The organism is Bovifimicola ammoniilytica (assembly GCF_025567085.1).
Classification (GTDB): Bacteria; Bacillota; Clostridia; order Lachnospirales; family Lachnospiraceae; genus Bovifimicola; species Bovifimicola ammoniilytica.
The window spans coordinates 1-24,888 of sequence record NZ_JAOQJN010000008.1; the positions used below are offsets into that span (position 1 = coordinate 1).

Sequence of the window (24,888 nt, forward strand, 5' to 3'; positions counted from 1 at the left end):
GTTGTATAATTCTCCTGCTTCTCTATGTTATATGTTCTTTCCTCTACATCCCCATATATAATATCCATTCCCAAATCTTCTCTATGCTTTTCTATAATTTCTCCTAATTCATATTTATCATCAAGATTTGTTGACATTGCGAAAAACATCTTTTCTGAATCGTTTATTTCACTTAATGTATTACTATAATTATGCATATATGGTAAATAATAATTAACCTCTGCCTTATAATATTTTCCCAAATCCGAATCATCTTTATTACTTTTATCAACAGTTTTATCTTTCTCTGTTTCATCCGTAACTTCTGTTTCTTCATTCCTATCTGACTGTGTAGTAGTTACTTTCGTATCTTTCCCACTATCCTTATTGCCACTATCTTTATTATTCCCACATCCTGTACATATCATTGCCATAATTCCTGCTGTTAATAGTGCCATTGTTAATTTCTTCTTCATTTCTTTCATTCTCCTTTATCCACTATGATTATTCTGTTAATATCCACTTATACCTGTATATTCAACACGATAATAATTCTTACCACCCAGATATTTCTCGGTAGTATCATTCATCCAAGGTAATGTTAATAATAATGGTTTAACATCTACCTCAGCATTAATCTTAATATAGGTATATGAGTTCTCTAGCTTGAATGTCTTACCTGTAATCTTAGACATATTTGCCTCAAGTATGTCTGACATCTTAGCCATTGTATTATCACTGTTAGTGACAAGTGCTACCATCAGAAATACTCTCAGATAATCGCTGTATCTGAATTTAAACTTTGAGGCAATACTTGATGTATTTGATTTTCCTATATCCAGGCTATTAGAATCGCTATTCCCTGTACCAAATAAATTGCTGATACCGTTATTTAACTCATCTCTGAATTTATCAACACCTTTATTGGCAGCCTGTTGCAAATTGCTCCTTATATTAGAGATATAGTTATTAATTTCTGTACAGGATTCTTTTACCGATTTAGTTATATTATCACTTAAATACGTTATTTTATTTTGTAAACCTGTTGCTGCTTCATTGACTTTATCAATTGATTCATTTGGTTTTGTATTCAATATGGTTATAATTTCATTATTAGCAGATGTAAGCAGATATCTGACGGCTTCCTGTTCAATCTTATATGCCAGAGTCGAGGTATCCATATTAACTTTCTCGCCATTCCACCAGGCTTCAAGATTCCTCTTGATATAATCAAGTCTAATTTGGTCTAGTCTGGCCTGCGTTTCATCATCACCAATTTTATTTCCTAAATCGTCCTCGCCATACATAAGCATATCATTTGCTTTAGTACATAATGTGGTTAATTCATTCGTAACCACACCTACATAACGATCAATTTCCTGATTAACATTTGTTTCCATTTGTTTTACAAGATCCGTTAATTCACCTGATTTATCATTAACCTTATCCTTTAATTCTTCTTCGCTATAATCAAGCCATTCATTAACCTTACCTTTTGCCATATTTGATATCTTATCGACACCTTCTGTCAGCACCTCTGCCGCCTGATTCTTCAGGAAATTACCAAGATTCTTAAAGCTTATGCACCATGTACTATTATCTTTAACCAGTGGTACCGCCTTACCCTCTTTAAGCTGCGATAAATCCAGTCCTGACTCTGCTATCGCTACTGCAAATATTAATCCATTCTTTGCCACAGGAATTAATGCGGTCAGCGGCGGAGTACCAAACATCATAGCCGCTATCGCATATGCTCCATCCCTGATATCCTGACTCGTAAATGCATATATACAATTCATCGCAAGACGAATTCCAAATATTGTGGCATATGTCTTTGTAGTACCATTATCTCCATAGATAATGTATTCTACCTCTTGCAGATATGAGTAATTATTATCCTTATTTATAGGAACATTAGTAAGTGTTTTAGCTTTATTGGCATATTCTGACGCATCCAGATTCTTCTCATCTAGTTTATTTTTAATTTCTGCCTCATATGTATTGTAACTGAACATATTCATTATATATTCTTCTATGAATATATAATCTCGTACGTCAATAGCTGCATTTTTAAGGAAATCTCCAAGTTTACTAAACATACCTGACAGACCAGATGATGTATTGCCTTTATCTGCTGCATCATCACCGATACTTGGGACATCTCCATAGGCACCTGTAAGTATATCCTTATATAAGTCGCTCTTCGATGGTGCGGTAATACTATTTTCACTATAATATCCACTAATACTTCCACTACTTACATCATTACCCTTTTTAGCATCATCTTTAGATTTATTTCCAGCTTCCTTAATACTATCCTTTGTATTATCAACTTCATTTTTAGCCTTTGTAGTATCATCCGAATTAACATTACCTTTCTTAGCCTCCACACCCTTATCGTAGTTGTTATAAAGGTATGTATAGAATCTATATTGGTCTTCACTAAATACAGGGTTCTTGTCGCTTTCTCCACTCCAATCTGCCTTAAAATTACCCGACTTTATCTGTCTTCCTGCTATGTCACTTGATAATGTATCCAACGTCGCAGTAACCATTGAAAGATTGCTTAATGCACTTCCCTCGGCTCCTGACAATTTATTTTTAAGCGTATTAAGATCGTTTATATCGCCTATAAATGTGCCGCAATATGTATACTTTTCTATTTCTTTTATATCATTATCCAGCTCTGTAATGACATTTTTAACTCTGTCTAATAATTTCTTAACATCATCATATTTAATAAACTGTTTCATCTGCTCTATCTCTGCTTTATCCTGTTGAGCTATTGCATCATTTGAAACAGATGAATCACTTGCTGAATTATTCCAGGTGTTTAATGTTTGTTGGAGTTCACTTTTCCCGTTTGGATTAACTTTATTAGCAATAATTTCTAATCGGTTCTTAAAGTCATCAAGATATCCCTTTGCTTCTATCAACTTATCTCTATAACTTTTAACATTAGTGCCAATTGTCGATACAGCTGTGTTTGCATCCTCTAGATTCTTCTGATATTCGGTTTCATATGCTGCATATTGCCAGAATATCGGATAAGTTGCAGTATTTAAGCTATTCATTTTTGCCACAAATATTGAATTAAGTTCCTTATAATAATCTGACAACTTCTTTGTAGTTACCTTTTCATTCTGGTTTGTATTGCTGTCATTTTCAGTATTATCTTCCTGAGTATCATCATCCTCCTGATTTTCATTTGACTTTAGTTTAACTTTATATGAATACGTTACTGTTTTACCATTCTTCTTCTCGGTTATTTCAACAGTTGAATTTTTATTCTCATCTGATAGCACATTGTATATATCTTCAAAATCTGTATAGATTTTATACAGATTCTTATAGCTGGCAAAATCAGCATTTTTATTAATATTAGCCTGTGTTGCTACCTGTATTGAATATTTATCCTGTCCACCATATTTTGCAGCTATATCTACAAAAGTAGAATTTGACCTCATATATATTTCCAGCGCTTCGACCTCTTCTGCCAAATCACTTTCAGACGGAACATAATTACTATTCTTAGACTTCTTGTCTGTATGGTATGTACTTATCTGAACCTGCTGTCCATCATCATAATTCAATATCCATTTACCATTCTCTTCATGACATGTAACAGGTCTATTGAAATATCTTGTCGGCATATTATTATAATAATTATGTATCATCTTGCTATTTATTTTATTGTAATTATCAATTGCTTCATCCATACAAGTCTTTATATCCTGAAACTGCTGTTTATTACCGAACAAAGCTCTATACTTAGCCATATATCCCCAAGCTGCCTCACAGTCCTCCAGTAATGAAGCATGTTCTTCATAATATTTCTGCTTATTCTCCACTATCTCCATCTGTTTGCTTAAGTGCGAGAATGATTTTAAGGACTCTAATAATGCTACACCACCATTAATTGGTGCTCTGTATTTCATAAAGTTAACTATCTGTCCTCTGAGTAATGCAGGATTAACTAAACTGGCTGCTTTAGGTTCTTCTACAGAGAACTCTATATTGCCCATATTCATAAAATCAACTGATGAATTATCTGATGAATTCTTAATGTAGTCCATAATCTGACCAACATAATCATCTGCATCTGATTTAGATACGCCCTGTGCTACTATGCTTGATGTATAGTAGTCTTCTAATTTCTCTAACAATTCATCATTATTCTGCGATGTTGCCATCAATCCGTATACGTCTTTTAATACATTATCATAATCTGTAAGTGCAGTATTTAACGCCAAATCTCCTGCCGAAGATGCCATAGCCCTGCCAAGCTGCACTCTTCCATAATCTATCATTATAGATGCAATTATCATCATCGGTACTAATACTATTGCAAGAAATACTGACACTGCACCATTCTTTTTCTGAAAAATCTGTATCATAGCTCACATCTCCCTACTTGCTGAATTTTCCTATAAACGAATTAATCTTATTAAATGCACTCTTTATCTTATCCCCTGCTGCAGTCCTCTCGAATAAGTCCTGCACCATATCTATATTTCTAATAAACTCCGGAGCATCATTAACTGATACTTCAGCTCTTGAATTCCATTCTAAAATCGTAGGTGTATCTGATCCCAGAAATTTAATCGGGAATTTCACCTCATAACTAATCTCAACTGAAAATGTTGAATATACCAAATAATTGTTAAATTTCGCTATCTTATCCTGCGAAGTCTTAAGTTGTGGATTCATACCCACAAAAAATGTTGATGATGTATCATTTATATAATTCACTACATCAGCGCTTATCTTATTCTCTACATCATCCATTCCGCCTATAAAGTATCTGTAAGGTTCACAGTTCCTGTATGTAGTCGGTATTCCCTTATTCGGGTCCTTATACATATCATATTGATATGGGTCTTTAGAACACTGTGCTCCTAATATAGCTGACTGCATTACATACGAATCAACCTTTGCCTTTTCATATCTTGCACTTCCGTAATATATAAGAAAGAAGAGAACGAAGAACACGAATGGAAATATTATCGTCGCCTCTACAATAACTACTCCATTTTCATTTTTAAATTTACTCAAAAACTTTCGCATAACTTCTATCCTCTCTTTCTTTATGTTATAACCTATTGCACTAATACCAATAAATGATTAAGAACCAATTGTACGATTTCCTTTATCTTTTACTGTTTGGAATAAACTTTCTACAACTTTTTGTAATTCGTCTCTAAAGATTACTGCTACAGCAATTACGATACCACACAATACTACAATCGCTACGATATCAACTGCACCATCTTCATTAGTCAGAAAGTTGTTAACTCTGTTCTTCATTCCAATGTACATTTTGTCTAATAATTTCAACATTTCACATTTCCTCCTTTGATTCATAATTTATCTAAACACCCAGATTAGCAAATATAGGTACCATTATCATTATTAATATTCCAATGAACATAATGCATATTGGAAATAATAACTTACTTGAGGCTTTAGCACCTAACTGTCTGACCTGATGTTTACGACTTTCCCATACTTCAGAACTCTGTTTTCTCAACATTAACACAAGCTCTCTGTTACCTTTTGTAATACCCTGTACTATAGTCGAGGTGAACTTCCTGATTTCAGAAATCATACATCTGTTACCGAATTCGGTATACGCTTCTATCTCGGTATAACCATTTGCCATATCTACAATTACCTTCTTCATCTCATCATATAATGGACCATTACCTGTATAAGCTGTCATTTCCCAGGCTTCCTTTAATATCATTCCTGCATTCGTAAGTAATGCAAGCTTAGATATGGCATTAGGAAAATCACTTAATAAATCTTCTGTACGTTTTTCTATAATTCTTTTAGCACCATCTCCACACCTTACAAAAGCTGCCCAGGCAAACATAATGAATATAAGTAACATCATTGTTTCCTCAGCAAGCACTGCGAATGGAAAACCTATAACTAATAACAGATATGCAAGCGACACCCTCTGTGCCCAGCAGACTTTCAGGTAATAGTCTGCATATTTACTTTCATATATAACTGATAAATCTCTTTTTCTCTCTATATCTCTCTTAGAGTTATATTTATATCTGCTGATATCCATTAACAGAAAACCTACCGTATATATCTCTTTTAATCTGAACATCTTAGGATCTAAGGGTTCAATAAGATATTCATATTTAGAAGATGCCAATAATGAAATTACAAATATTAATCCAAGCACCGTTCCAAATGCTAATATAATTATGTCTGTTTTACTTAGGAACATATCATTCTCCTCCTATGCTATATATCACACTTTGATATTCATAATCCACTTGCCTACAACATAAGCAATTACTATCATTACCAATGCAATTGTTGAGGAAGCAATCCCGACAGGTGTTACAAAATTATCTGCAAATTCTGCACTCATTAATTTAATCATGGCAATTATGGCAATTGGCATTACCGACATTATATTTAACTCGGTTGCACTGGATGTAATAATTGTCTGTATCTCTAATTCCACTTCCATCTTGTCACTGATTATCTGCTGTGTGCTATCAATGATGTCCTTGATATTTCCACCTTTTCTATAACTTGTCTCGAATATATTCGCAAAGCTTGATACATCATCTATATTGCTTCTTTCTCCGAAATCTTTAAGTAATCTCTCTATAGGGATATTATTATCAAGTCCTGAATTAATAACGAGTAATTCCCTGACTATATACGAATCATCAGGATATATAAGTCTCAAATCATCATATGCCGACTTAAATGAATCAGTAACATTTCTACCACTACCAATAGATGTATTTAGTGTATCTAACAGTTCCCTGAACTGAAGTCGCAGCTCTAAATGTCTCTTTTCAATCTTTCTCTTAACAGCCATTGGCATATATATCTTCGCAGCTATTAATCCGACTATTCCTGATATGGTAATATTAAGAATATGCGTAGTCTGTGTAGGATTGCCATCAACATCTTTACCTATTCCACCATAGAACAGATAACCTACCGCTGCACCAACGGCAAATGCAAAGAGAAAAGTAAGTATTTTCTCTAATTTGCCCATATAATATACTCTGTAATTTAAGACAGGCATATTAGTCTCTGACATATAATACTGAGGTTCTAATTCTTTTTCCTTTTTCTTCTTAAACAATGTTTTCTCTCCTTATGTTCTACCTGTGTACTATTAGAAGCTATATAAATTTCAGTTTAACTTTCTCTACCTAATTCTCTTTACTTAAATCTCACCTTTATAGCCCATTAATTTAAGTTTAAAATCATTCTTAAGTTTATTATTTGTTCTCTTTAATGAGCCTGACACCTTATCAAGTGTACTTTCTTCATCTTCTTCAAATACATATAACGGATTAAGAATTATCTTTCCATTTTCATATCCGACTACTTCCGTAATCTCCATAGTCTTTCTTGAATGGTCTCTTAAACGTGATAAATGAATTATTATGTCAAGTGCTGATGCTATCTGTTGTCTTATAGCCTCTAGTGGCAAACCATCTGCACCCTGTAATACCATTGTCTCTAATCGGCTTAACATATCTCTGGTAGAGTTCGCATGGCCTGTACTAAGACTTCCGTCATGACCTGTGTTCATAGCCTGTAACATATCTAATGCTTCTCCACCTCTGACCTCTCCGACTACAATTCGCTCAGGTCTCATACGAAGTGAAGATTTAATCAAGTCTCTAATCGTAATGGCACCGCTGCCTGATGTATTAGCATTTCTGGTCTCTAGACTAACTAAGTTATCTACACCCTCTATCTGTAATTCTGCCGAATCCTCAATTGTTATTACACGTTCATCCTTAGGAATGTAGTTTGATAATGCATTTAGAAATGTTGTCTTACCACTACCGGTACCACCACATATGAATATATTAAACTTCGCCTTTACCATAAGCTCTAATACGTCTGCAATATCCTGTGTAATTGAGCCATACTGTATTAATTTGGCTATAGTCATTGGTTCTTTTGAGAATTTTCTAATAGTAACTGTTGGTCCACATAATGCAATCGGTGGTAATACAACATTTACACGCGAACCGTCTGCAAGTCTCGTATCAACAATAGGATTAGCCTGATTTACTTCTCTTCCTGCCGATCCTACAATTCGCTGAATTATATCTTCTAATCTTCGTTCGCTTTCAAATGTCTCTTTTAACTTAGAAAGCTTTCCGTTTTTCTCAATAAATATATTGTCCGGACCATTTATCATTACCTCTGTAATATCATCATCACTGATAATACTGTCTAACAATCCCAGACCTCTTATTGAGCTGAATATCTGTCTTACAATTCCTGCTCTCTGTTGTAATGAAATATATGTATTTGCAAAATAATTGCCTACTAATTCTTCTACAGCATCCATTAATTCCTCATCACTCATATTACTTAATGGAAGATTCTCTGTTATATAAGATTTAACATAAGCAATTGCTTCTTCTTCAATTTCCTTTGTCATATTTCTCCACCTGCCTTACCTATATCTCATCTAGTACGCCCAGTTTGGAGATTTCTTCTATTATCTGTACATACTCAGCATTTTCATAGAGGCTGACACCGCCTATAACCTTTACTCTGTCATCTTCAACTACTTTTCCTGTTCTGCTTCTGAATTTGTTATATATCATTAGAACTCTTGAGAATATATTCATATCTAATTGTTCTTCCATAATTGATAAGGCTGTAATGGTCTTGGCAAGTTTCGCATTTGATATCTCCGAACCATTACCTACTAATATTATCTTTTTAGATCTTTTAATTATTTCCTTACATATTTCATCAAAATCTAAATCTGCATCAACTACCACTAAATCGAATAAATCACTCGAAGATAACATATTAAAGAATTCTTTTATCTCATCTTTGGATAATTCTGATAAATCATATGCTGTATTACAACTGTCATAAAAGTACAAGCCTTCAAAGGTTGTTTTAACATTACTTTCTAATTTAAGTCGTATATTACTCTTCTTGCTCTTTATGGAATATAAGATATCACTTAGGTCACCATTACCATTTCCCTGGAATGCAATTTCGACATTTCCGGTTTTCTCTAAATTAATATATAATGTTTTTATCCCTTTTCTAACTCTGCTCTTTGCATATGCTGCAGCCATTGCAGAACCACCTACACCACCGCTTACAGAGAAGAAGCTAATTATCTTAGAATTGAAATTATTATTTCCAATCTGCTCATCACTTGAAGCTGCTTTCTCAGCATATACACCTAGTAAATCTTTATATATGTGCTCTACTTTCTGAAATTTACATACACATCTGATATCTTTATATGTTTTTATATCTATTGAATCTGTGAAATATGCATATCCGCATCGGTTAGGCAGTTCCTTAAAATCTATATCCGTATCTATGTCAACCAGTACAATGTCAGCTTTGTTTGCCTTTATGCCCTCTAAAGCAATATTTACATTACTAAAACAGAAAAGCTGTAATTTATCTGCATAATTATTTTCGATTACTTTTGTTATCTTTTTCAGGTATTCAATGTTAGTGTCAATTATTGCTACTTTTATTTTCATTCACGTTCCTCCAGCTATCCCGAATTCATATTAATTTCACAGATATTTTTAGTCCTTGTAATTTCAATCTGCAAAATGTTTTATAATTTGAGCTTTTTCGTATATATTTAATAATAGCAAAACATCACTTCTTTTCAATATGTGACAATTCTGTTTTTTTATTTCCTCTACACGTCACATATTTCTATTAAACATACCTTTATATTAAAAAGGTTCAACAACAGATACTATCTATCATTGAACCTCTTTATATCCTTTATTTTTTGTATGTATTTATAATCCCATCCAATAACATCATCATTTCAGCTTTATTCAGACATCCGGTTGAATAAGTTATATATTTATAGAAATTTGTAAAATGATTACATATTTCAACTGACTCTATTATAGATAATGCTTTTTCTCTTCGTCCTTCAATATCAATATATCCTATAGAACAGATTTTTTTACCGGACAAAATTGCAATACTTAAATCTGTTGGTATACTGCACTTTTTATTATTAAATATTGATAATATTGAATTTTTATTTAAAACGTAATATTTATATATATTTTTTAAAATTTCTAATTTTGTATCTCTGTCGTTATTTTTCATGTTAAAATTCATTTCATCTACAGAATAATTATTCATAAAATTCAACATTTCAATATCAGCAACCATAATATCACATTTATTCCCCCGGATATTTTTATAATACAATTCCAATGTATTTATAAGAAATTCTTTATCTTCACATTCATCTTTTATAACTCTATTAAAAATCTCTTTTGTACAAAATAACTTAACCGGGAGTTTATTGCTGATATTTATGCATTGGCTGCTATCATTCATACTATTTATAAGAAATTTTTTATAATTATCATTAGCCATTATATTATTAAATCTTTTACTTTCATTGTACATCTGGTTAACAGTACTTATAATTGATTCATATGTATCCTGACTTTTGTCTACATCAATTATGCACTTATTCTTTTGCATAAAAAATATTTCGATTTCACTTATTATATAGTATGGGGCAAGTTCTGTTTCATATTCTAATTTACACCAATTGTTCTTATCATATGTTGATATTCCGTTTAATGAAAATTCATATGCAATTAAATAATTTGCAATTTGTGTAAATTCACTATCGTATTCTTTGTTATATCCCGTATGTATATATACAAGCTTGATATGCTCTCTAACCTCGCTAATATTAAATGCAAATTTCAGGAAATTCATAACTTCTTTCCAATATACAGGTACATGCACATAAAGCTTAACAAAACGATTATTATTTATTACGTTACACATCATTTCATATAGCCTGTCTATAATTGCTCTTTCCTTTATATCATTAGCTTTTATATATTTATAAACTTCTGTTTCTTGAAGCTTTAATTTCTGAAGATTCTTATGCTCTTTTTCTTCCATTTTCATATGCTTAAATTTCTGCTTAATATATTTAACTATTCTATATTCTTTATTACCTAAATGTTCTTCCCAAAATGCTTCATATAGCTCATCTAATTTATATGTTTCAACATAACCTCTTAGATATCCATAAATATTCAAAAACATTTCTAAATTAATTTTTCTGTCTCCAGATATAACTTTATTTAACATTGACCTATCACATTCCACAGCTTTTGCCATTCCATATATTGATAAATCGCTTTCATTGACAATCTCTCTCAATACCTCCGAAAACGTTCTCATTATTCTCCTCCGTAACCACAATTTCTTATCTTAATGTCTTTATAAACTTCTATATCTCCATTTTTTATTTTTATAATAACAAAACCTCCCTTTTTTTCAATATGTGACACATATGCTTTTTTTACTTTCGGCATGTGTCACATAATACTAACTAACATTCTTCACATCATTTATATGACATTTGTAACTACACATTTTTTACAACCTTATATACAATATACTATATCAATAACATTATGCAAATTATATATAAAATTGCGCAAATTATATCTGTTAATGAAAGTAGTATGGAAAATATTGCTGATGCGATTATTTTTCACACAGCTATTTGTTTCGGAGCGAAAGCAAATAGCTTTTATGGCAGATGTGAAATCGCATGTGTGAATTTCTCATCGCCTCTTCACAGCAAAGTCGCTCAGAAATGAGGATTATTATGAAAAACAGAAAATCAAGTTTAATATGGGGGCTTATTTTTATAGCTGCCGGAGTGCTTTATATCTTAAATGCATTTACCTCAATCAAAATTGATATATTTGACTTCTGGCCATTACTTTTTATTCTGCCAAGTATTGCAAGTATGTTTTCAAAAGGTATACGCATTTCCAATTCACTATTTCTTCTTATTGGGGTATCATTTTTGCTTACTGAATTCAATATAATAAGCGAAAGTACAATGGATAAATTGTTTATTCCATGTTGCCTGATTATTATCGGAATCATAATTATTTTCAAGGATAAATTAATTAAAAAAAACATTCCTAAATGGGTAAATGAGAAGAATAATTTTAATAAATCTAATTATTACAGTGCTATTTTTTCATCTAATAAAGTTGTGTATCCGCATGATACATTTGAGGGATGTGAAGCTAACAGTATATTCGGCAGTGTAATTATTGATTTACGAGATGCCATTATTACTGAGGATACGGTTATAAATTGCTACTGCGTATTTGCAGGAATCGATATTTATATTCCAGATAATGTAAATATACGAATATCAGGAACTCCTATCTTCGGTGGAATAACTAATAAGACCAGAGATTACGAGAATATTAATGCACCAACTATCTTCATTAATGCAACCACAATGTTCGGAGGTGTTACTATCAAATGAGATTTTTTGAAAAAACAATTAAATATGTTGCAACCGCTGTAGCTGCTCTGCTGGCTGTGGCGATTGTAGTCAGCATCTTAAATGTAGTCCTATTCTTATTCGGAGGTATAGGTGGCAGTGGTGGTAAGCTTACTGATTATTCCGGCTCATATTCAGTCAATGATGTTAAATCTCTTACATTGGATAATAGCATTGCCAATGTTAATATTGTTACGACAACTGATTCAGAAATTACCGTCGAATGTAAAAATGTATATGAAACTTTTAAATGCTCTGTTAATTCAAAGGGTGTACTTACCATTGATAATAGTGGCTCAAAACATGGTTTTCTGTCATTTCACAGGAAAAGAAGTGGAAAGATAACTATTTATATTCCTGAAAAATTTGAAATAAATGTTTTAAACCTGGATTGTGGTGTCGGTAATATTAAGATTCAGGACATATCTATGAAGAAATTAATAATTGATGGCGGTGTTGGTAATACTAAGTTAACTTCATGCGTTATAGAGAATGGTGATTTTGATATGGGTGTTGGTAATATCAGATTAAATGACTGCATACTTTACGATGCTGAAATCGATGGCGGTGTCGGTAATATGGATATTAATATTAATGGTGATATTAATGATTATTCATTTGATGTTGATGGTGGCATAGGTACTGTCCGAATTAATGGTGAGAAACCGGGAGTTTATTCAGATAATAAAGGAATCTATAAAATTAAATGTGATAGTGGTGTCGGTAACATAAAAATAACGATTGAGTAGTTTTTCACTACTCAACCGTTTTTATTTTACTCTTTAATATGCTTTTCTTACTAATTCTTAATCAGTATTCTTAATTCAATAATTTGTCTGATTAACACCCAGTATTTATAAGCCATTCTGTCATTTTAAATATAATTCTATAAGAAGTCCTGCTCACTTAAAACTCTCATATCATCTTTATTCTTATGAATTCTTCCAAATATTTTACCAAGACTAAATCTGTTTGCGTGGGCAATTGCATCATCTATAACTTCCTGAATGTCCTCTATTGATAATACAGGATTACGTCCGCTTATATCATCTAACTTCGCATATAAAGCTAATTCACCCATTTCATCAATTATATAGAACTGTTCTTCTGCATAATCTTTAGCAATTTTAACCATATCATCAATTTCCATCTCATGAATGTCTAATCTGTTAGAGAAGAAACCTTTGAGATCAGGTGAATTGTCAAGCATTCTGTCAATTGCTGCTTTATCATCTTCTAACACGATAAGCATTTCTTCTGTATAATTCTTCATGGCAATCATTAAATCTATAATCGTGTTAGGCATAAGATTTCCTGCCTGTTCAATGATGAGGTCTGTTCCAAGTATCTGTGTCATTGCAAGTGCAACTCCACGTTTGTTAAGTACAGATGCCTTTACTTTTGCTACTTTTCTACCACTTCGGTTTCTTCCACGGTTAGCTGCTTTAATAAGACTAAGGCCTAGTGTTGTCTTTCCGATTTTCGCTGAACCTGTGATAATAACATTATTTGTCTTAGATGTTCCATCCATAACGAATTTATTAATAAGATTATCGAGTGTATCAGCTATCTTTTCTTCCATACTGCCTGTTCCTACGAAATCATTGAATAGACTTCTGTATTCTTCAGGAATTCTGTGATTCTTAACTACAAAGTCTGCAGAAGCTACACTAGATTTATCTGTGGCTTCTTCTGATGTTTCATTTGCATTTTCTGAAACTTCATCTATTGTCTCATCAGCATTTTCTGTGGCTTCTTCTGACGTTTCATTTGCATTTTCTAAAACTTCATCTATTGTCTCATCAGCATTTTCTGTGGCTTCTTCTGATGTTTCATTTGTATTTTCTTTTAATTCATCAGATTCGTTATCATTTGTCTTATCAGCTTCATTATCTTTAAATTCTGCCAGAACCTCTTCTAATGTCATCTGTCCTTCTATCTGATCATCTTCTTCAGGCTTTGTCATTTCAACTTTTGTTTCAACTTCTTCCTCTGTATTCTCAAATACTGACTTCGGAAGTGACTGATAAATATTCTTGCTTGCATTAAGTATTCTGTTAATCTCTGCTCTGTCTATTCTCTTAGTTGGCTCATCAATTAAATCATCTTCTATTTCATCTTCATCAGATACAGTCTCTACAGATTTTACCTCTTCTGTCTCTTCTGAATTTCTTATCTCTTCTATAGGTGCAGATTCTTCATTGACTTTGCTATATTCATCTGACTCTACAATTGTTTCTACTTCCGGGATGTCTTTAGCTTCTCCAACTGTTTCCGCTTCTGGAATGTCTTTAGCTTCTTCAACTGTTTCCACTTCCGGGATGTCTTTAGCTTCTCCAACTGTTTCTACTTCTGGGATGTCTTTAGCTTCTTCAACTGTTTTTACTTCTGGAATACTTTCTGTTTCTTTTATTTCTTCTACATTAACTGTATTTTCTGTAGCTGAATTTTCCTCTGCTGTCTCAGGAGTATTTTCTGCCTCTATTACATTTTCCGGCTCGTTTATAATTTCAGATTCTTCGACCTCTTCAACTTCTGAAACATTTTCTGATTCCTTTACATTTTCTGTTGTGTCTGCTGAATCATCATATACATCTTCGTCATCATCATCTAAATAACTGTCATCATCTTCTATTGCCGGAAGAATCTCGTTATTATCATCTTCTTCTATTGTCGGGCGAATCTCGTCATTATCATCATCTATCTGCATCTCGAAAGCATTTCTGACTTTCTTCTCATCATTCATAAGTTTTTCCATGCTCTTAGCAAGTGCAGCCTGAATGTTTGCTGTATTATATAGATTATTCTCATCAGCTAATCTGATATTGATTTCGTCTATGTCTATTTCAGCAGTCTTAGTGAGTTCTTCACCAATGTTACTTACTTTACCTTCTTTATCCTTATCAAATTCGAATATTTCAATCATTGAATCTTTCTTTCTTAAGTCGGAATTACCACTTAACATATCTTCTGATTCAAGTGATTTGCTTATCTCATCTGCTGTCATTCCCTTGTATTTATCTGATGGAGTGCCTGATGTACCCTTAACCTGTTCAGCTCTTAATTTTGCTTCCATAACAAGCTGTCTTGCAAGGTCAGCTGCTCTCTGTGCCTCTAAGGCTGCTGCCTCCGCTGCCTTAAGTGCTTCATTTGCGGCTATCTCTTCGGCCGTAAGCTTTGGTATATTCTTCTCTGCTTCCTCTGCTCTTCTTGCGACCTCTTTAGCTGCGGCATTTGCATTAGCTCTTGCCTCATCTTCTGCGCTTATCTCATCATCGAGATACTCGTCGTCATCATCACTTATGTTGTCATCTAATAATTCTAAATTATCTTCTAATACCTCTTCATCATCTTTCTTCTTATTATATTTTGAGGTTTTTCTTTCTTCTTTACCGGCTACAATTGCCTCTGCAAGTGAACGCATTCCTGTGTGGTCTTCACTTTCTGCTTCTTCATCTTCGTCGGATTCTTCGTTGACTTTACTAACTCTTTCACGACCTAATGCATCCACCTGGTTCCAGTTATCTGCCTGTGTATCGTCTTCTGAATCTTCATCATATTCATCTATAGAACCGGCATTAACATTTGGAGCATTTACCTCTAAGTTATCTGATTCACCATTACTTACACTCGTAATGTTCTTTGAATCTTCTGTTGATACTATATTAGATGATGCTATATTAGATTTTGCGACATTATCTTTAGCATAACGTTTATTATATTCTGTGAGAACGCCTGTAATTAGCTTCTTAAGTTCTCTTGCCTTGTCTACATACTTACCATCATTGAACCATAACTCAAGTTCATCACACATAGCAATACACTTATCATCTTCTCCGGCTTCATGATAGAGTTTAGCTAATTCATATTGCCATCTCTCATCCATCTCAACTTCTATGTATGCCTCTAAAATCTTAATAAGGACTTCTATATCTTCACCTTTTGCCTTGGCTATTCGGTATTTCAACAGATATTGTGATACATCTGATGGCGACATCTCTACAAAGTCCTGATAGAACTCATCTGCTTCCACAAAATTCTTCGTTCTGAGTGCTAAAATAGTCAGCTTATAAGCTAACTGTCTTCCTAATGGTGAACGTTCATATGCAATAAGAAGAACTTCTTTGGCTTTCTCATACTGCTTAGTATTCTCATAAATATCTGCTACGCGGTTAATCATAGTGTTGTCTTTAACACGATACCAGTCTATTTCATCGGCAATCTTAGCTGCTGCTTCGAACTCTTTACGTGAATACAATTTCTTAATCTGGTCTGATTTAACATTATATTCGTACTTGTCCAACTCTATACCTCCGTCTTTATTTATCTATTTTAAGATATATTAATCTATAATTTTACATATGTTTTAAGTGTATCACACACATTCTCTATTGTCAAAACAATGCTGTCTGTTCATAAGATAAAGTTGTGTAATCCAGCTCATCATTATTAACATTACTGAAATAATCCACTACAACCGTCTGCTGACGTCCGTTACTTATCTTCTGTCCTAACACATAATTAACATCAAATCGTCCGCTGATTGCAGGTGTTGCCCCTCTTGCCGGAACTATTAACTGCACATTGTTAGTCTTAAGAAGTTTAAATATCGGCTCCCATATATATATATCTTTAGCAGCACCAAATGGGTTATCGATAAAAATAACTTTTTTAAGTTTTGATGCATCAGCATTTTTAGAATTAATGCTTGAAATATAATTAATTATCGAAATAAGGAACTGTATATATATACCCTGTGACTGTCCCGTACTTCCCACCGCCTCCTCATACGGAAGAAATCTTGACTGGTCTGCAATTCTTTCTCTCTTATAAAGATTAAGTTTTATCGAATTCATATCAGTGACTATAACCGAGAACATCTTCTTCCAGCTTAAATTATTTCTGATATATTTAAGTTTATCCTCTGTCTTTTCAAATGAATCTGCGCCTTTTGCAACCCTGTCGATATATTCAGACATCCTGTCTTTATACACTTCTTCTTTAACATACGGTATTCTTAAGTTAATTACAGGAATTGTTTCATCTTCCATTGTAATTCTCGATAACTTCGATAATCTGTCTAACTCTGTCTTAATATTAGTACAGGTCTGTATACACTGATTCTCAAAATTATCCTTAATAACCTGCATATCCTCAATGCCTTTAAGTATACGCTGCTTTTCAAGATTAATATACTCATTAGTCTCTTTAAGCATTTTTATTAATTCATCTGTTTCATCTAAATCCGCAGGCATACTTACATTCATTCTTATTTCCGATGCTAATTCAAATGCATTCAGTTTCTTCAAAGTATCATTAAGAAGTGACATTTCCCTTTCAAATTCTTCAGAGCGCTTGTATTTCTCATCTATGAATTTGTCTAACTGTTCACTGACATTTTTACATTCTGCTTCAATATCTGCATTTTCTTCAAATGTACCTGCCTTTATATCAGGCTTAATATCAGATTTAGTCATTAATTTATTAATATCTCGTTTAAGCATATTAATCGTAACTGCCTTACGTTCCATTTCTGATATTGCTCCTGCAAGTCTGTCTGTTTTATCCGTCAAATCACTAAGAAGTCTTGCATTTTCATTTAGAAATGTATCGATTTCACTCTCTTTTATCAAATTTTTGTCAAATTCACCATATTTATCAGTAATAATATTAATTGCGTGACTTATTTTACCCTTTAACTTGTCAGCATTAGAACGCATTTCCTGTATAGATTGTCTTATCTCCTTCTTAACTGCCTTATGTCTGTCAGCCTGTCTCTTAATATCTGATAAATCTTTAGGAGATGTAACAACTAACTCGTTATTATCGTATTGGTTCTTAAGCACCTCTATGTCTACACCCATATAATCTATATGTTGTAAATTCTTCTCCATCGATACCTGATAGTTATTAAGAAGTTTTTCTTTATCTGCTACGGCATAATTTTCCTTTTTAAGGCTCTCAATTAATGCCATTAATTCTGTCTCTATATCATCTCTGCTTCTTCCATTGTATTTTGCTTCATTGTCTCTTACTTCTTTATACACTGTTTCATCATAATATGAAGAATATTTTTCTGACCAGTCTTTCTTTATGGTATCTAATTCTTCTTCCATAGAATTAATTCTTATCTGTCTCTGCTTAGACATATTTTCTGTTGCAGCAAGTCTTTTACTACTGTCTGTTGCTTCTTTCTTAAGTCGTTCTAATTCTGTGGAGGCTTTCGTTTTCTCATCACTGACTACATTGGATTCTGTTATAAGTCTACTAATCTCTGACAGTACATTAATCTCTTGTTCTGTTTCTTCTTTCTCTTTCCTTAAGTCTGCCAGTTCTTCTTTAACATTTCTTATATCGTTCTCCGTAAATGCAATCTCTTCCTTGAGATTTTTAGATACCTCGATTTTCCCAAGAATTTCTGAATTAACTTTCTCTAAGGCTTTCTTAGGATTAAGTATTTCTTCATCATTTACATCATTAACGATATGATTTATAAACAGATAATCCTCTTTTACTACCTGTTCATTTTCTAATTTTCTTAAATACTCTTTATTGAGTTTCTCCTGTAATAACTTGATTCGTTCAATGTTCTGCTTAATCTTATCTGATGAAAATTCTTCTGCATTTTCTCCGATAAAGAATACATTTTCAGAATTAATTAATTCTACATTTTCTTCTGCTAATTTCGTACCATTAATAATTGGAACCGTATATCCATTTTCTAAGTTTTCCTTAAGGCGTGTATCCATTATCGTCTGCTCGAAATTATCCTTTACAATGATTGCATATGGTAAAACAGGATTGTATTTTACTAATTCAAACCTTGTTTCTTCAGGAAGTTCTGCCAGGTATTGTGCTCCTGAAACCGCTGTATTAGAATGATATCTTCTGATGTATTCAAGCACCTCTGATAAAGCAGCTGATTCATTAACCACTCTTCCAAGTTCGAGTGCCTTAAGTTGTCTGTCAATTTCTACAAGTTTCTTTTCAGCTTCTGACGATGCATTTAACATATTTTTATATGTCTTTTCTATTTTCTTAAGAAGTTCTTCTAATTCTTCGGCATCATATACCTGCTTTAATTTAGAAAGCTTCTCAGATGAATTTAATAGCTTATTATTATTCTCTTCGATTATGTTCTTTCTCTTCTCTAAATCATTTAACTTATAATCATTTTCTCGTAATTTAAGTCTAAGTGTTATGACTTCTCCTGATTTAGTCTCGCATTTGCTTTCTAATTCCTCTGCCTTGTCATTTATAGCGGCTAATTTATCCCTGTCAGCAGCACACATTTTATCCGCATCTGTTGGTAATAATAGTGAAGTCATATTCTTCTTATCAATGATTTCTTTATTAATCAGAGCCGATTTTCTATCATAATCTGCCACTTTATAATCTAATACCGCTAGCTTATTATCTAAATCTTTAATCTCTGTCTTGAGTGCAGCTATAAGTTCTGTTTCATTTTCATTTATGCTTTTCTCTTCATTTATCTTAGAAGTAAGTTCGTTAATTCTCTCATCATCAGACATTTTTCGGATAGCAGCTAACTCTTTAAGATTATCAAGCAGAGTCTTATTATCCTTAAGAATATTATTCATTACAAGTTTAAGTTTATCATATTCTTTTTTACACTGTATATATTCAAGGTAATAATTGCCACCCTCTAAGATATTTAATCTCTCTATAAATGCCTTGACTTCCTCATCTGTCTGCACAAGTTTTTCATTTTCTCTGCTTAACTCGGCCTCTAACTTCTCTAATTCTCCCATATCCACAAGCACTTTCGCTGTTTCAACTTTAGCCGACAGATTATTCTTCTCTGCTAACACATTTTTACGCTCGTTAAGTGCCGCTTCTAATTCTGACTTATTATTATTCTCTGATACTTCAAGAGAATTATATGCTTTCTTAATCTTTATAAATGCATTCTCAATACCAACATATAATTGTCTTATTGATGAAATTCTTCCTGCAAAACCATCGATAATCTCTATCTGTCTGTCGAAGTTATTTATCTCCTCTTTCTTATTAGATAATTCTAATAATTTATCCTTGATATTAAGAAGTGTTTCGGCAAGATTTCCGTCCTCTGAATCATTTGCATACTTATTCCTGAACGATTTCTCGATTATCTCCTCAATCAATAAATCTTCCACTACTTTTCTGGTGTTCTTGTAATTTGTCTCAAAATATGTTCTTACGTGTCCCTCTGTTTTATTAATTCCCCTGATAATCTCCCATTCACTTTCATATAAGCCATAGTCCGCTATGAATCTCTGATAATCACCTTTCCTTTCAAATATTTTGACTTCAAGATTGTAATCCTTACGCTGTAAATCTTTAAGATAATTCTTGAGTCCTGAATATGTAATTCTCTCACCATTCTGGGTAAGTGGGAAATTCTTTATATCATTGTCATTAAATTTTCTATAGAAAATGCAGTAATTAAAATATTCAATCGCAGTTCCGTTTCTGCTTCCATCTGCATTTTCTTCAAACTCTCCCTGCTCCTTTGCCTTTCTGGCACAAAAACCGGTAAGCATATATTTAAAACCATCTTTAATATGTACATCACTAAGACTCCATTCAATCATTGAATGGATGGTTGTACTTCCCTCATTTGTTCTGAATAATTTCTCTATAGGCTGTTTATCATCAAGAGTACAATTCGGTATTAAATTCTGCAAAAGTAATAGCATTAATACACTTTTTCCACCACCATTTGCCAAGTCGTAAATGGTATTTTTACATGAAAAACGCATCATAAAATCGTCATAAAACTGCGTTCCGAAATTGTACTTTACATTATTTACTCTGATTCTGTTAATGTGTGGCATAATTACTCCTTTTTTATTTTTTATTTCATTATCTCGTATAATCTTCCTTTATATTCTTCGAAATAATTACTTACAAGTGCTTTGAATCTCTTCTTAGGGTAGTATCTTTCATTATTTTCAATTAATAATTCCTGCTTTAATAAGAAGTTCAACGTCATTTTGACAAAACCAACCTTAGAACCTCTTGCTGCTCTTGCATTAGTTTCTTCATTTGCTACGATAGGCAAGTCTTCCCATACAAGTGCAATCGTCTTAAAGCTGTTCTCTTCGACTTCATTGAGTGATAAAACCGACAGATTATTTATCACCCCAGATAACGAACTGTCTACAGAGTTAATAATATCATCAACTTTAACATACTCATTGAAAGTTACATTTCTTGTATCATTATAAAACCAGGTTATTACATTATAAATAATAAAATAACATAAGAATAATTCCCTGTTCAGTTTAACACCTATCTCTTTCTTAAGCTCATCATTAGAATATCCAAATACCCTGTTATTCTCACCTGCAGATGCGAATATAGAGTTCTCATATTCATATAAAGACAGATTCATATTCTTGCAAATAGTATTTGTAATATCATAGACTTCGCTGTTATCCATATATTCATCATATAAAGAAGCCGTTTCCTTAGAATCCCTGCTGATTTCTTCACCTACTATCAGCTTCGACACTATTTCTAACGCCTTAGATAAATTCCTATTTTCCACTTTCTGCTCCATTCCGCAGGCATCTATGCCGGAGGAATCGCGAGCTAAATTCCGAATTTAGCTCTGCGATAAATACTAATTGCGATGCCTGCAACGCAATTAGTTGTGAGAAAAATAATCGCATCAGCATTATTTTTCTCACTGTGCTCCATTTCTGAAATGTACATTTACAATTTCATTTCCCATATTCTCAAGTATTTCATTATCCTCCAGGAAATCTATCCTGAAAGTCAGATATTTATATTTTGCGCCACCACTTTCTTCTGTTATGACTTTCTTCATAAAGCCCTCTAAGAATGTGTCTGGTTTCTCTATTACTTCACTCATATCATATAATGATTTCTGGCACAAATGTGTTACAAACGAATAATAGTCTCCATTCTTAAGTACATTTTTACCAAGTTTTTTAACGAGTTCTTCATTATATTGCATTAAATCAAACTCTTCATTTGCAATCAGCATATCGAATAAAATCATTAAGAATATTCTATGATTTTCAGATATTCTATCATCTTCTATTTCATCATCATATTTGAAATTCTCATCATACTTATTTTCATTAATCTTTTCGCCATCTTCCATTGCTTCCGTTCTCATATTTAACATATTATCAAGCAATGTAAGCGAAAATGTTTTCTTAACATTTAGCTTAAGCAATGGCTTTGTAAACAGATTAAGGTTGTCTGTATTATCACTTTTGATCATATCACTTAGCACTTTTCTAAAATCAAATGATGATTTTAATCTGTTGAACTTCGCCTGAACAACCATTTCATCAGCTTTTGCCTGCAATATGGTGCAGGCATTCAGAAGTTCACTGTGCTTGTTCATTGCCCTGTTTAATTCACTCTCTAAGTGATATATGTCCTCCATTGCCTCGTAGAATTTATTATCTTCCTCGCCTGCCCTTAATGCCTGCTCTATTAATTGTTTATTCTTATCGAATAGCTTCTGCTCTTCATCAAACCACTTTACGGTTGTCTTAATAAAGCTTTCGTATGCCTTGATTCCCTCGAATATATCATAGCTAAGTATTCCTAATATCTCATTTTTCTTAGAAATAAGCCGGCTTACCTCGTTATTTATTCGTGATACCACCTCTGTACCACCCTTAAAATTTCTTGTCGAAATCATCTTAGTAAGCAGGACTTGTGCTATGGTTATATTGCTCTCATCTTTTATCTCCTTGGTATCAAGATAGAATTCTATTGCATCAGAGGTTATATAATACACCACATTATCATCTACTATTTTGTTGTCAAGTATCTTCGTCCTTACTGTCTTACGCTGCTTAGATACCGGATCAAAATATTCATAAGAAAATGGTTTACCATCATTTTTTAATTTGTCAAATATATATGCAATCAGTTCCTTTTCTTCGTCTTCTTCTATCACAAGTTCAAAATCACGTTTCAATACATCTTGCATAAATGTCATATATTCGTTATATGTAACCATTTTCTCTCGAAAATTATTTTCTTCAATAAAAAAGCGCAATACTGCCATCACAATATATCCCATATCAAGTACAGCAAATTTTCCCTCTTTATATTGACTTAGAGAAATATCTGCTAATTTGAAAAATGGGTAATATTTTCTGATATTCAGCATACGCTCATTATGGTCGTAAACTATATCCCTGACTAATGTATATTCCTCGGACATGGTATATTCAACCTTTCTTATTCTTTAGGACATTTGTGTAACTGTTTAGTGTTACAATCCTGTATAGTTCCTTTACTGCAAGCAACTAATTCACCTTTGCAGAAGCAGAAACCATTATTATCTCTAATCTTTTTCTCTACTTCCTTTTGTTCTTCAAGTATACATTTTCTTACCTGTTTAACATTGCAATCCTGAACTCGTCCTTGACTACAATCAACTAATTCACCTTTATAAAAACAAAAGCTTTTTCCTGCCATATTTTCTCCATTCCATCAACGCAAAACGTCGAAAGCTATTCTACATATCTGTTCTTCCTTCTAACGCCTTAAGTAGTGTAACAGAATCTACATATTCTAAATCTCCACCTACCGGAACACCACTAGCTATTCTGGTGACCTTAATACCTGTTGGCTTGATTAATTTGCTGATATATACTGCGGTTGTCTCTCCCTCTAGACTAGAGTTTGTAGCTATAATAACCTCGTCTATATCACCTCTTAACCTTTCCATCAATTCTTTTAACTTAATATCATTGGGTCCGATTCCAAGCATTGGAGATATGGCACCATGAAGTACATGATATACTCCATTATACTGTCCTGTTTTCTCATATGCCGCTAAATCCCTGGTATTCTCTACAACCATAATTGTCTTATGATCTCGTTTCTGACTCTTGCATATAGGGCATAGTTCATCATCAGTAAGTGTGTAACATTCTTTACAATATCTTACATTGTTCTTAGCCGAGGTTATCGCATCAGTTAATGCCTTAACCTGTTCCTGTGGCATATTGATTATATGAAAAGCAAGACGTCCGGCGGATTTTGCACCTATCCCCGGAAGTCTCGAAAATTCTTCTATTAACTTAGATATATGACTACTGTAATAATCCATCTTTAGTCCCCATTCCTACACATTAATTGTGTATTAGGTTTTATTTAATTTTGATTAGGATATCATTCAGTTCTTAGAATGGAAAGCCTCCGCCTAATCCACCAAGTCCACCTGTAATCTTAGCCATAGACTGTTGTGATAATTCTTCCATCTTTCTAAGTGCTTCATTTGTAGCTGCTACGATTAAATCTTCTAACATCTCGATGTCATCAGGATCAACAACCTCTTCTGCTAACTTAACCTTAACAACTTCTTTCTTACCTGAAACAGTGACTTCTACAGCACCGCCTCCGGCAGTTGCAGTAACTTCCTTCTCTTCTAATTCCTTAGTGGTTTCTTCCATCTGTCTCTGCATTTTCTGTGCCTGTTTCATAAGATTGTTCATATTTCCCGGCATTCCTCCTGGAAAGCCTCCACCTCTTTTTGCCAT

Annotated in this window: 18 protein-coding genes; 2 read left to right on the forward strand and 16 right to left on the reverse strand. The window is 33.0% G+C overall.

The genetic code is table 11. The annotated features are described in order from the left end of the window. The 9 genes from OCV48_RS10660 to OCV48_RS10700 form a co-directional block, all read right to left on the reverse strand. Positions 1-455: hypothetical protein (locus OCV48_RS10660; protein ID WP_394803278.1), on the reverse strand; the 455-nt coding region annotated here is incomplete at its 3' end. Positions 456-491: 36 nt separating this feature from the next. Next, positions 492-4,376 (reverse strand): DUF5702 domain-containing protein, encoded by a 3,885-nt coding sequence (locus OCV48_RS10665; protein WP_021982285.1) that lies wholly within the window; start codon positions 4,374-4,376, stop codon positions 492-494. A 13-nt stretch (positions 4,377-4,389) separates the two neighbouring features. Beyond that, entirely contained in the window at positions 4,390-5,046 is a 657-nt protein-coding gene (locus OCV48_RS10670; RefSeq protein WP_021982284.1) for a TadE/TadG family type IV pilus assembly protein, read from the reverse strand. A 57-nt stretch (positions 5,047-5,103) separates the two neighbouring features. Beyond that, complete coding sequence (locus OCV48_RS10675; RefSeq protein WP_021982283.1) at positions 5,104-5,319, reverse strand: Flp1 family type IVb pilin; 216 nt, start codon at positions 5,317-5,319, stop codon at positions 5,104-5,106. A 31-nt stretch (positions 5,320-5,350) separates the two neighbouring features. After that, positions 5,351-6,223, reverse strand: coding sequence for a type II secretion system F family protein (locus tag OCV48_RS10680; protein WP_021982282.1), 873 nt, complete (start codon positions 6,221-6,223; stop codon positions 5,351-5,353). Positions 6,224-6,247: 24 nt separating this feature from the next. Then, positions 6,248-7,105 (reverse strand): type II secretion system F family protein, encoded by an 858-nt coding sequence (locus OCV48_RS10685; protein WP_021982281.1) that lies wholly within the window; start codon positions 7,103-7,105, stop codon positions 6,248-6,250. Positions 7,106-7,189: 84 nt separating this feature from the next. Beyond that, positions 7,190-8,428 (reverse strand): CpaF family protein, encoded by a 1,239-nt coding sequence (locus OCV48_RS10690; RefSeq protein ID WP_021982280.1) that lies wholly within the window; start codon positions 8,426-8,428, stop codon positions 7,190-7,192. A 19-nt stretch (positions 8,429-8,447) separates the two neighbouring features. Beyond that, positions 8,448-9,509: a P-loop NTPase family protein gene (locus OCV48_RS10695; RefSeq protein WP_021982279.1), complete on the reverse strand. Its 1,062-nt coding sequence runs from the start codon at positions 9,507-9,509 to the stop codon at positions 8,448-8,450. A 256-nt stretch (positions 9,510-9,765) separates the two neighbouring features. Then, positions 9,766-11,211, reverse strand: a complete 1,446-nt coding sequence (locus OCV48_RS10700) for a helix-turn-helix domain-containing protein (RefSeq protein WP_021982278.1) — start codon at positions 11,209-11,211, stop codon at positions 9,766-9,768. A 433-nt stretch (positions 11,212-11,644) separates the two neighbouring features. On the opposite strand from OCV48_RS10700, the gene OCV48_RS10705 reads away from it, so the two are divergent. Both OCV48_RS10705 and OCV48_RS10710 read left to right on the forward strand, forming a co-directional pair. After that, complete coding sequence (locus OCV48_RS10705) at positions 11,645-12,325, forward strand: cell wall-active antibiotics response protein (RefSeq protein WP_262559653.1); 681 nt, start codon at positions 11,645-11,647, stop codon at positions 12,323-12,325. After that, complete coding sequence (locus OCV48_RS10710) at positions 12,322-13,092, forward strand: DUF4097 family beta strand repeat-containing protein (RefSeq protein WP_147591914.1); 771 nt, start codon at positions 12,322-12,324, stop codon at positions 13,090-13,092. The genes OCV48_RS10705 and OCV48_RS10710 overlap by 4 nt, the downstream gene beginning before the upstream one ends. 137 nt (positions 13,093-13,229) lie before the next feature. Here OCV48_RS10710 and OCV48_RS10715 read toward each other — a convergent pair whose 3' ends face one another. The 7 genes from OCV48_RS10715 to OCV48_RS10745 form a co-directional block, all read right to left on the reverse strand. After that, positions 13,230-16,646 carry a hypothetical protein gene (locus tag OCV48_RS10715; protein WP_147591915.1) on the reverse strand — a complete coding sequence of 1,139 codons (3,417 nt, stop codon included), beginning with the start codon at positions 16,644-16,646 and terminating at the stop codon, positions 13,230-13,232. 91 nt (positions 16,647-16,737) lie between these two features. Next, positions 16,738-21,183 (reverse strand): coiled-coil domain-containing protein, encoded by a 4,446-nt coding sequence (locus tag OCV48_RS10720; RefSeq protein WP_147591916.1) that lies wholly within the window; start codon positions 21,181-21,183, stop codon positions 16,738-16,740. Between the two features lie 20 nt (positions 21,184-21,203). Next, the gene (locus tag OCV48_RS10725) at positions 21,204-21,899 is read right to left on the reverse strand and encodes a DUF6063 family protein (RefSeq protein WP_021982273.1); all 696 of its coding nucleotides are present in this window, start codon (positions 21,897-21,899) and stop codon (positions 21,204-21,206) included. A gap of 138 nt (positions 21,900-22,037) precedes the next feature. Then, complete coding sequence (locus OCV48_RS10730; protein WP_021982272.1) at positions 22,038-23,564, reverse strand: hypothetical protein; 1,527 nt, start codon at positions 23,562-23,564, stop codon at positions 22,038-22,040. Positions 23,565-23,581: 17 nt separating this feature from the next. Beyond that, positions 23,582-23,821, reverse strand: a complete 240-nt coding sequence (locus OCV48_RS10735; protein WP_021982271.1) for a hypothetical protein — start codon at positions 23,819-23,821, stop codon at positions 23,582-23,584. A gap of 40 nt (positions 23,822-23,861) precedes the next feature. Further along, a complete protein-coding gene (gene recR, locus OCV48_RS10740; RefSeq protein WP_021982270.1) occupies positions 23,862-24,458 on the reverse strand; it encodes a recombination mediator RecR in 597 nt (198 codons plus the stop codon). A 73-nt stretch (positions 24,459-24,531) separates the two neighbouring features. Further along, entirely contained in the window at positions 24,532-24,888 is a 357-nt protein-coding gene (locus OCV48_RS10745; protein WP_021982269.1) for a YbaB/EbfC family nucleoid-associated protein, read from the reverse strand.

What these genes read in the sequence shown, in the direction of transcription:
- OCV48_RS10665 (WP_021982285.1), bottom strand. Translation starts at nt 4,376, where the DNA reads ATGATACAGATTTTTCAGAAAAAGAATGGTGCAGTGTCAGTATTTCTT.
- OCV48_RS10670 (WP_021982284.1), bottom strand. Translation starts at nt 5,046, where the DNA reads ATGCGAAAGTTTTTGAGTAAATTTAAAAATGAAAATGGAGTAGTTATT.
- OCV48_RS10675 (WP_021982283.1), bottom strand. Translation starts at nt 5,319, where the DNA reads ATGTTGAAATTATTAGACAAAATGTACATTGGAATGAAGAACAGAGTT.
- OCV48_RS10680 (WP_021982282.1), bottom strand. Translation starts at nt 6,223, where the DNA reads ATGTTCCTAAGTAAAACAGACATAATTATATTAGCATTTGGAACGGTG.
- OCV48_RS10690 (WP_021982280.1), bottom strand. Translation starts at nt 8,428, where the DNA reads ATGACAAAGGAAATTGAAGAAGAAGCAATTGCTTATGTTAAATCTTAT.
- OCV48_RS10695 (WP_021982279.1), bottom strand. Translation starts at nt 9,509, where the DNA reads ATGAAAATAAAAGTAGCAATAATTGACACTAACATTGAATACCTGAAA.
- OCV48_RS10700 (WP_021982278.1), bottom strand. Translation starts at nt 11,211, where the DNA reads ATGAGAACGTTTTCGGAGGTATTGAGAGAGATTGTCAATGAAAGCGAT.
- OCV48_RS10705 (WP_262559653.1), top strand. Translation starts at nt 11,645, where the DNA reads ATGAAAAACAGAAAATCAAGTTTAATATGGGGGCTTATTTTTATAGCT.
- OCV48_RS10710 (WP_147591914.1), top strand. Translation starts at nt 12,322, where the DNA reads ATGAGATTTTTTGAAAAAACAATTAAATATGTTGCAACCGCTGTAGCT.
- OCV48_RS10720 (WP_147591916.1), bottom strand. Translation starts at nt 21,183, where the DNA reads ATGCCACACATTAACAGAATCAGAGTAAATAATGTAAAGTACAATTTC.
- OCV48_RS10730 (WP_021982272.1), bottom strand. Translation starts at nt 23,564, where the DNA reads ATGTCCGAGGAATATACATTAGTCAGGGATATAGTTTACGACCATAAT.
- OCV48_RS10735 (WP_021982271.1), bottom strand. Translation starts at nt 23,821, where the DNA reads ATGGCAGGAAAAAGCTTTTGTTTTTATAAAGGTGAATTAGTTGATTGT.
- recR (WP_021982270.1), bottom strand. Translation starts at nt 24,458, where the DNA reads ATGGATTATTACAGTAGTCATATATCTAAGTTAATAGAAGAATTTTCG.
- OCV48_RS10745 (WP_021982269.1), bottom strand. Translation starts at nt 24,888, where the DNA reads ATGGCAAAAAGAGGTGGAGGCTTTCCAGGAGGAATGCCGGGAAATATG.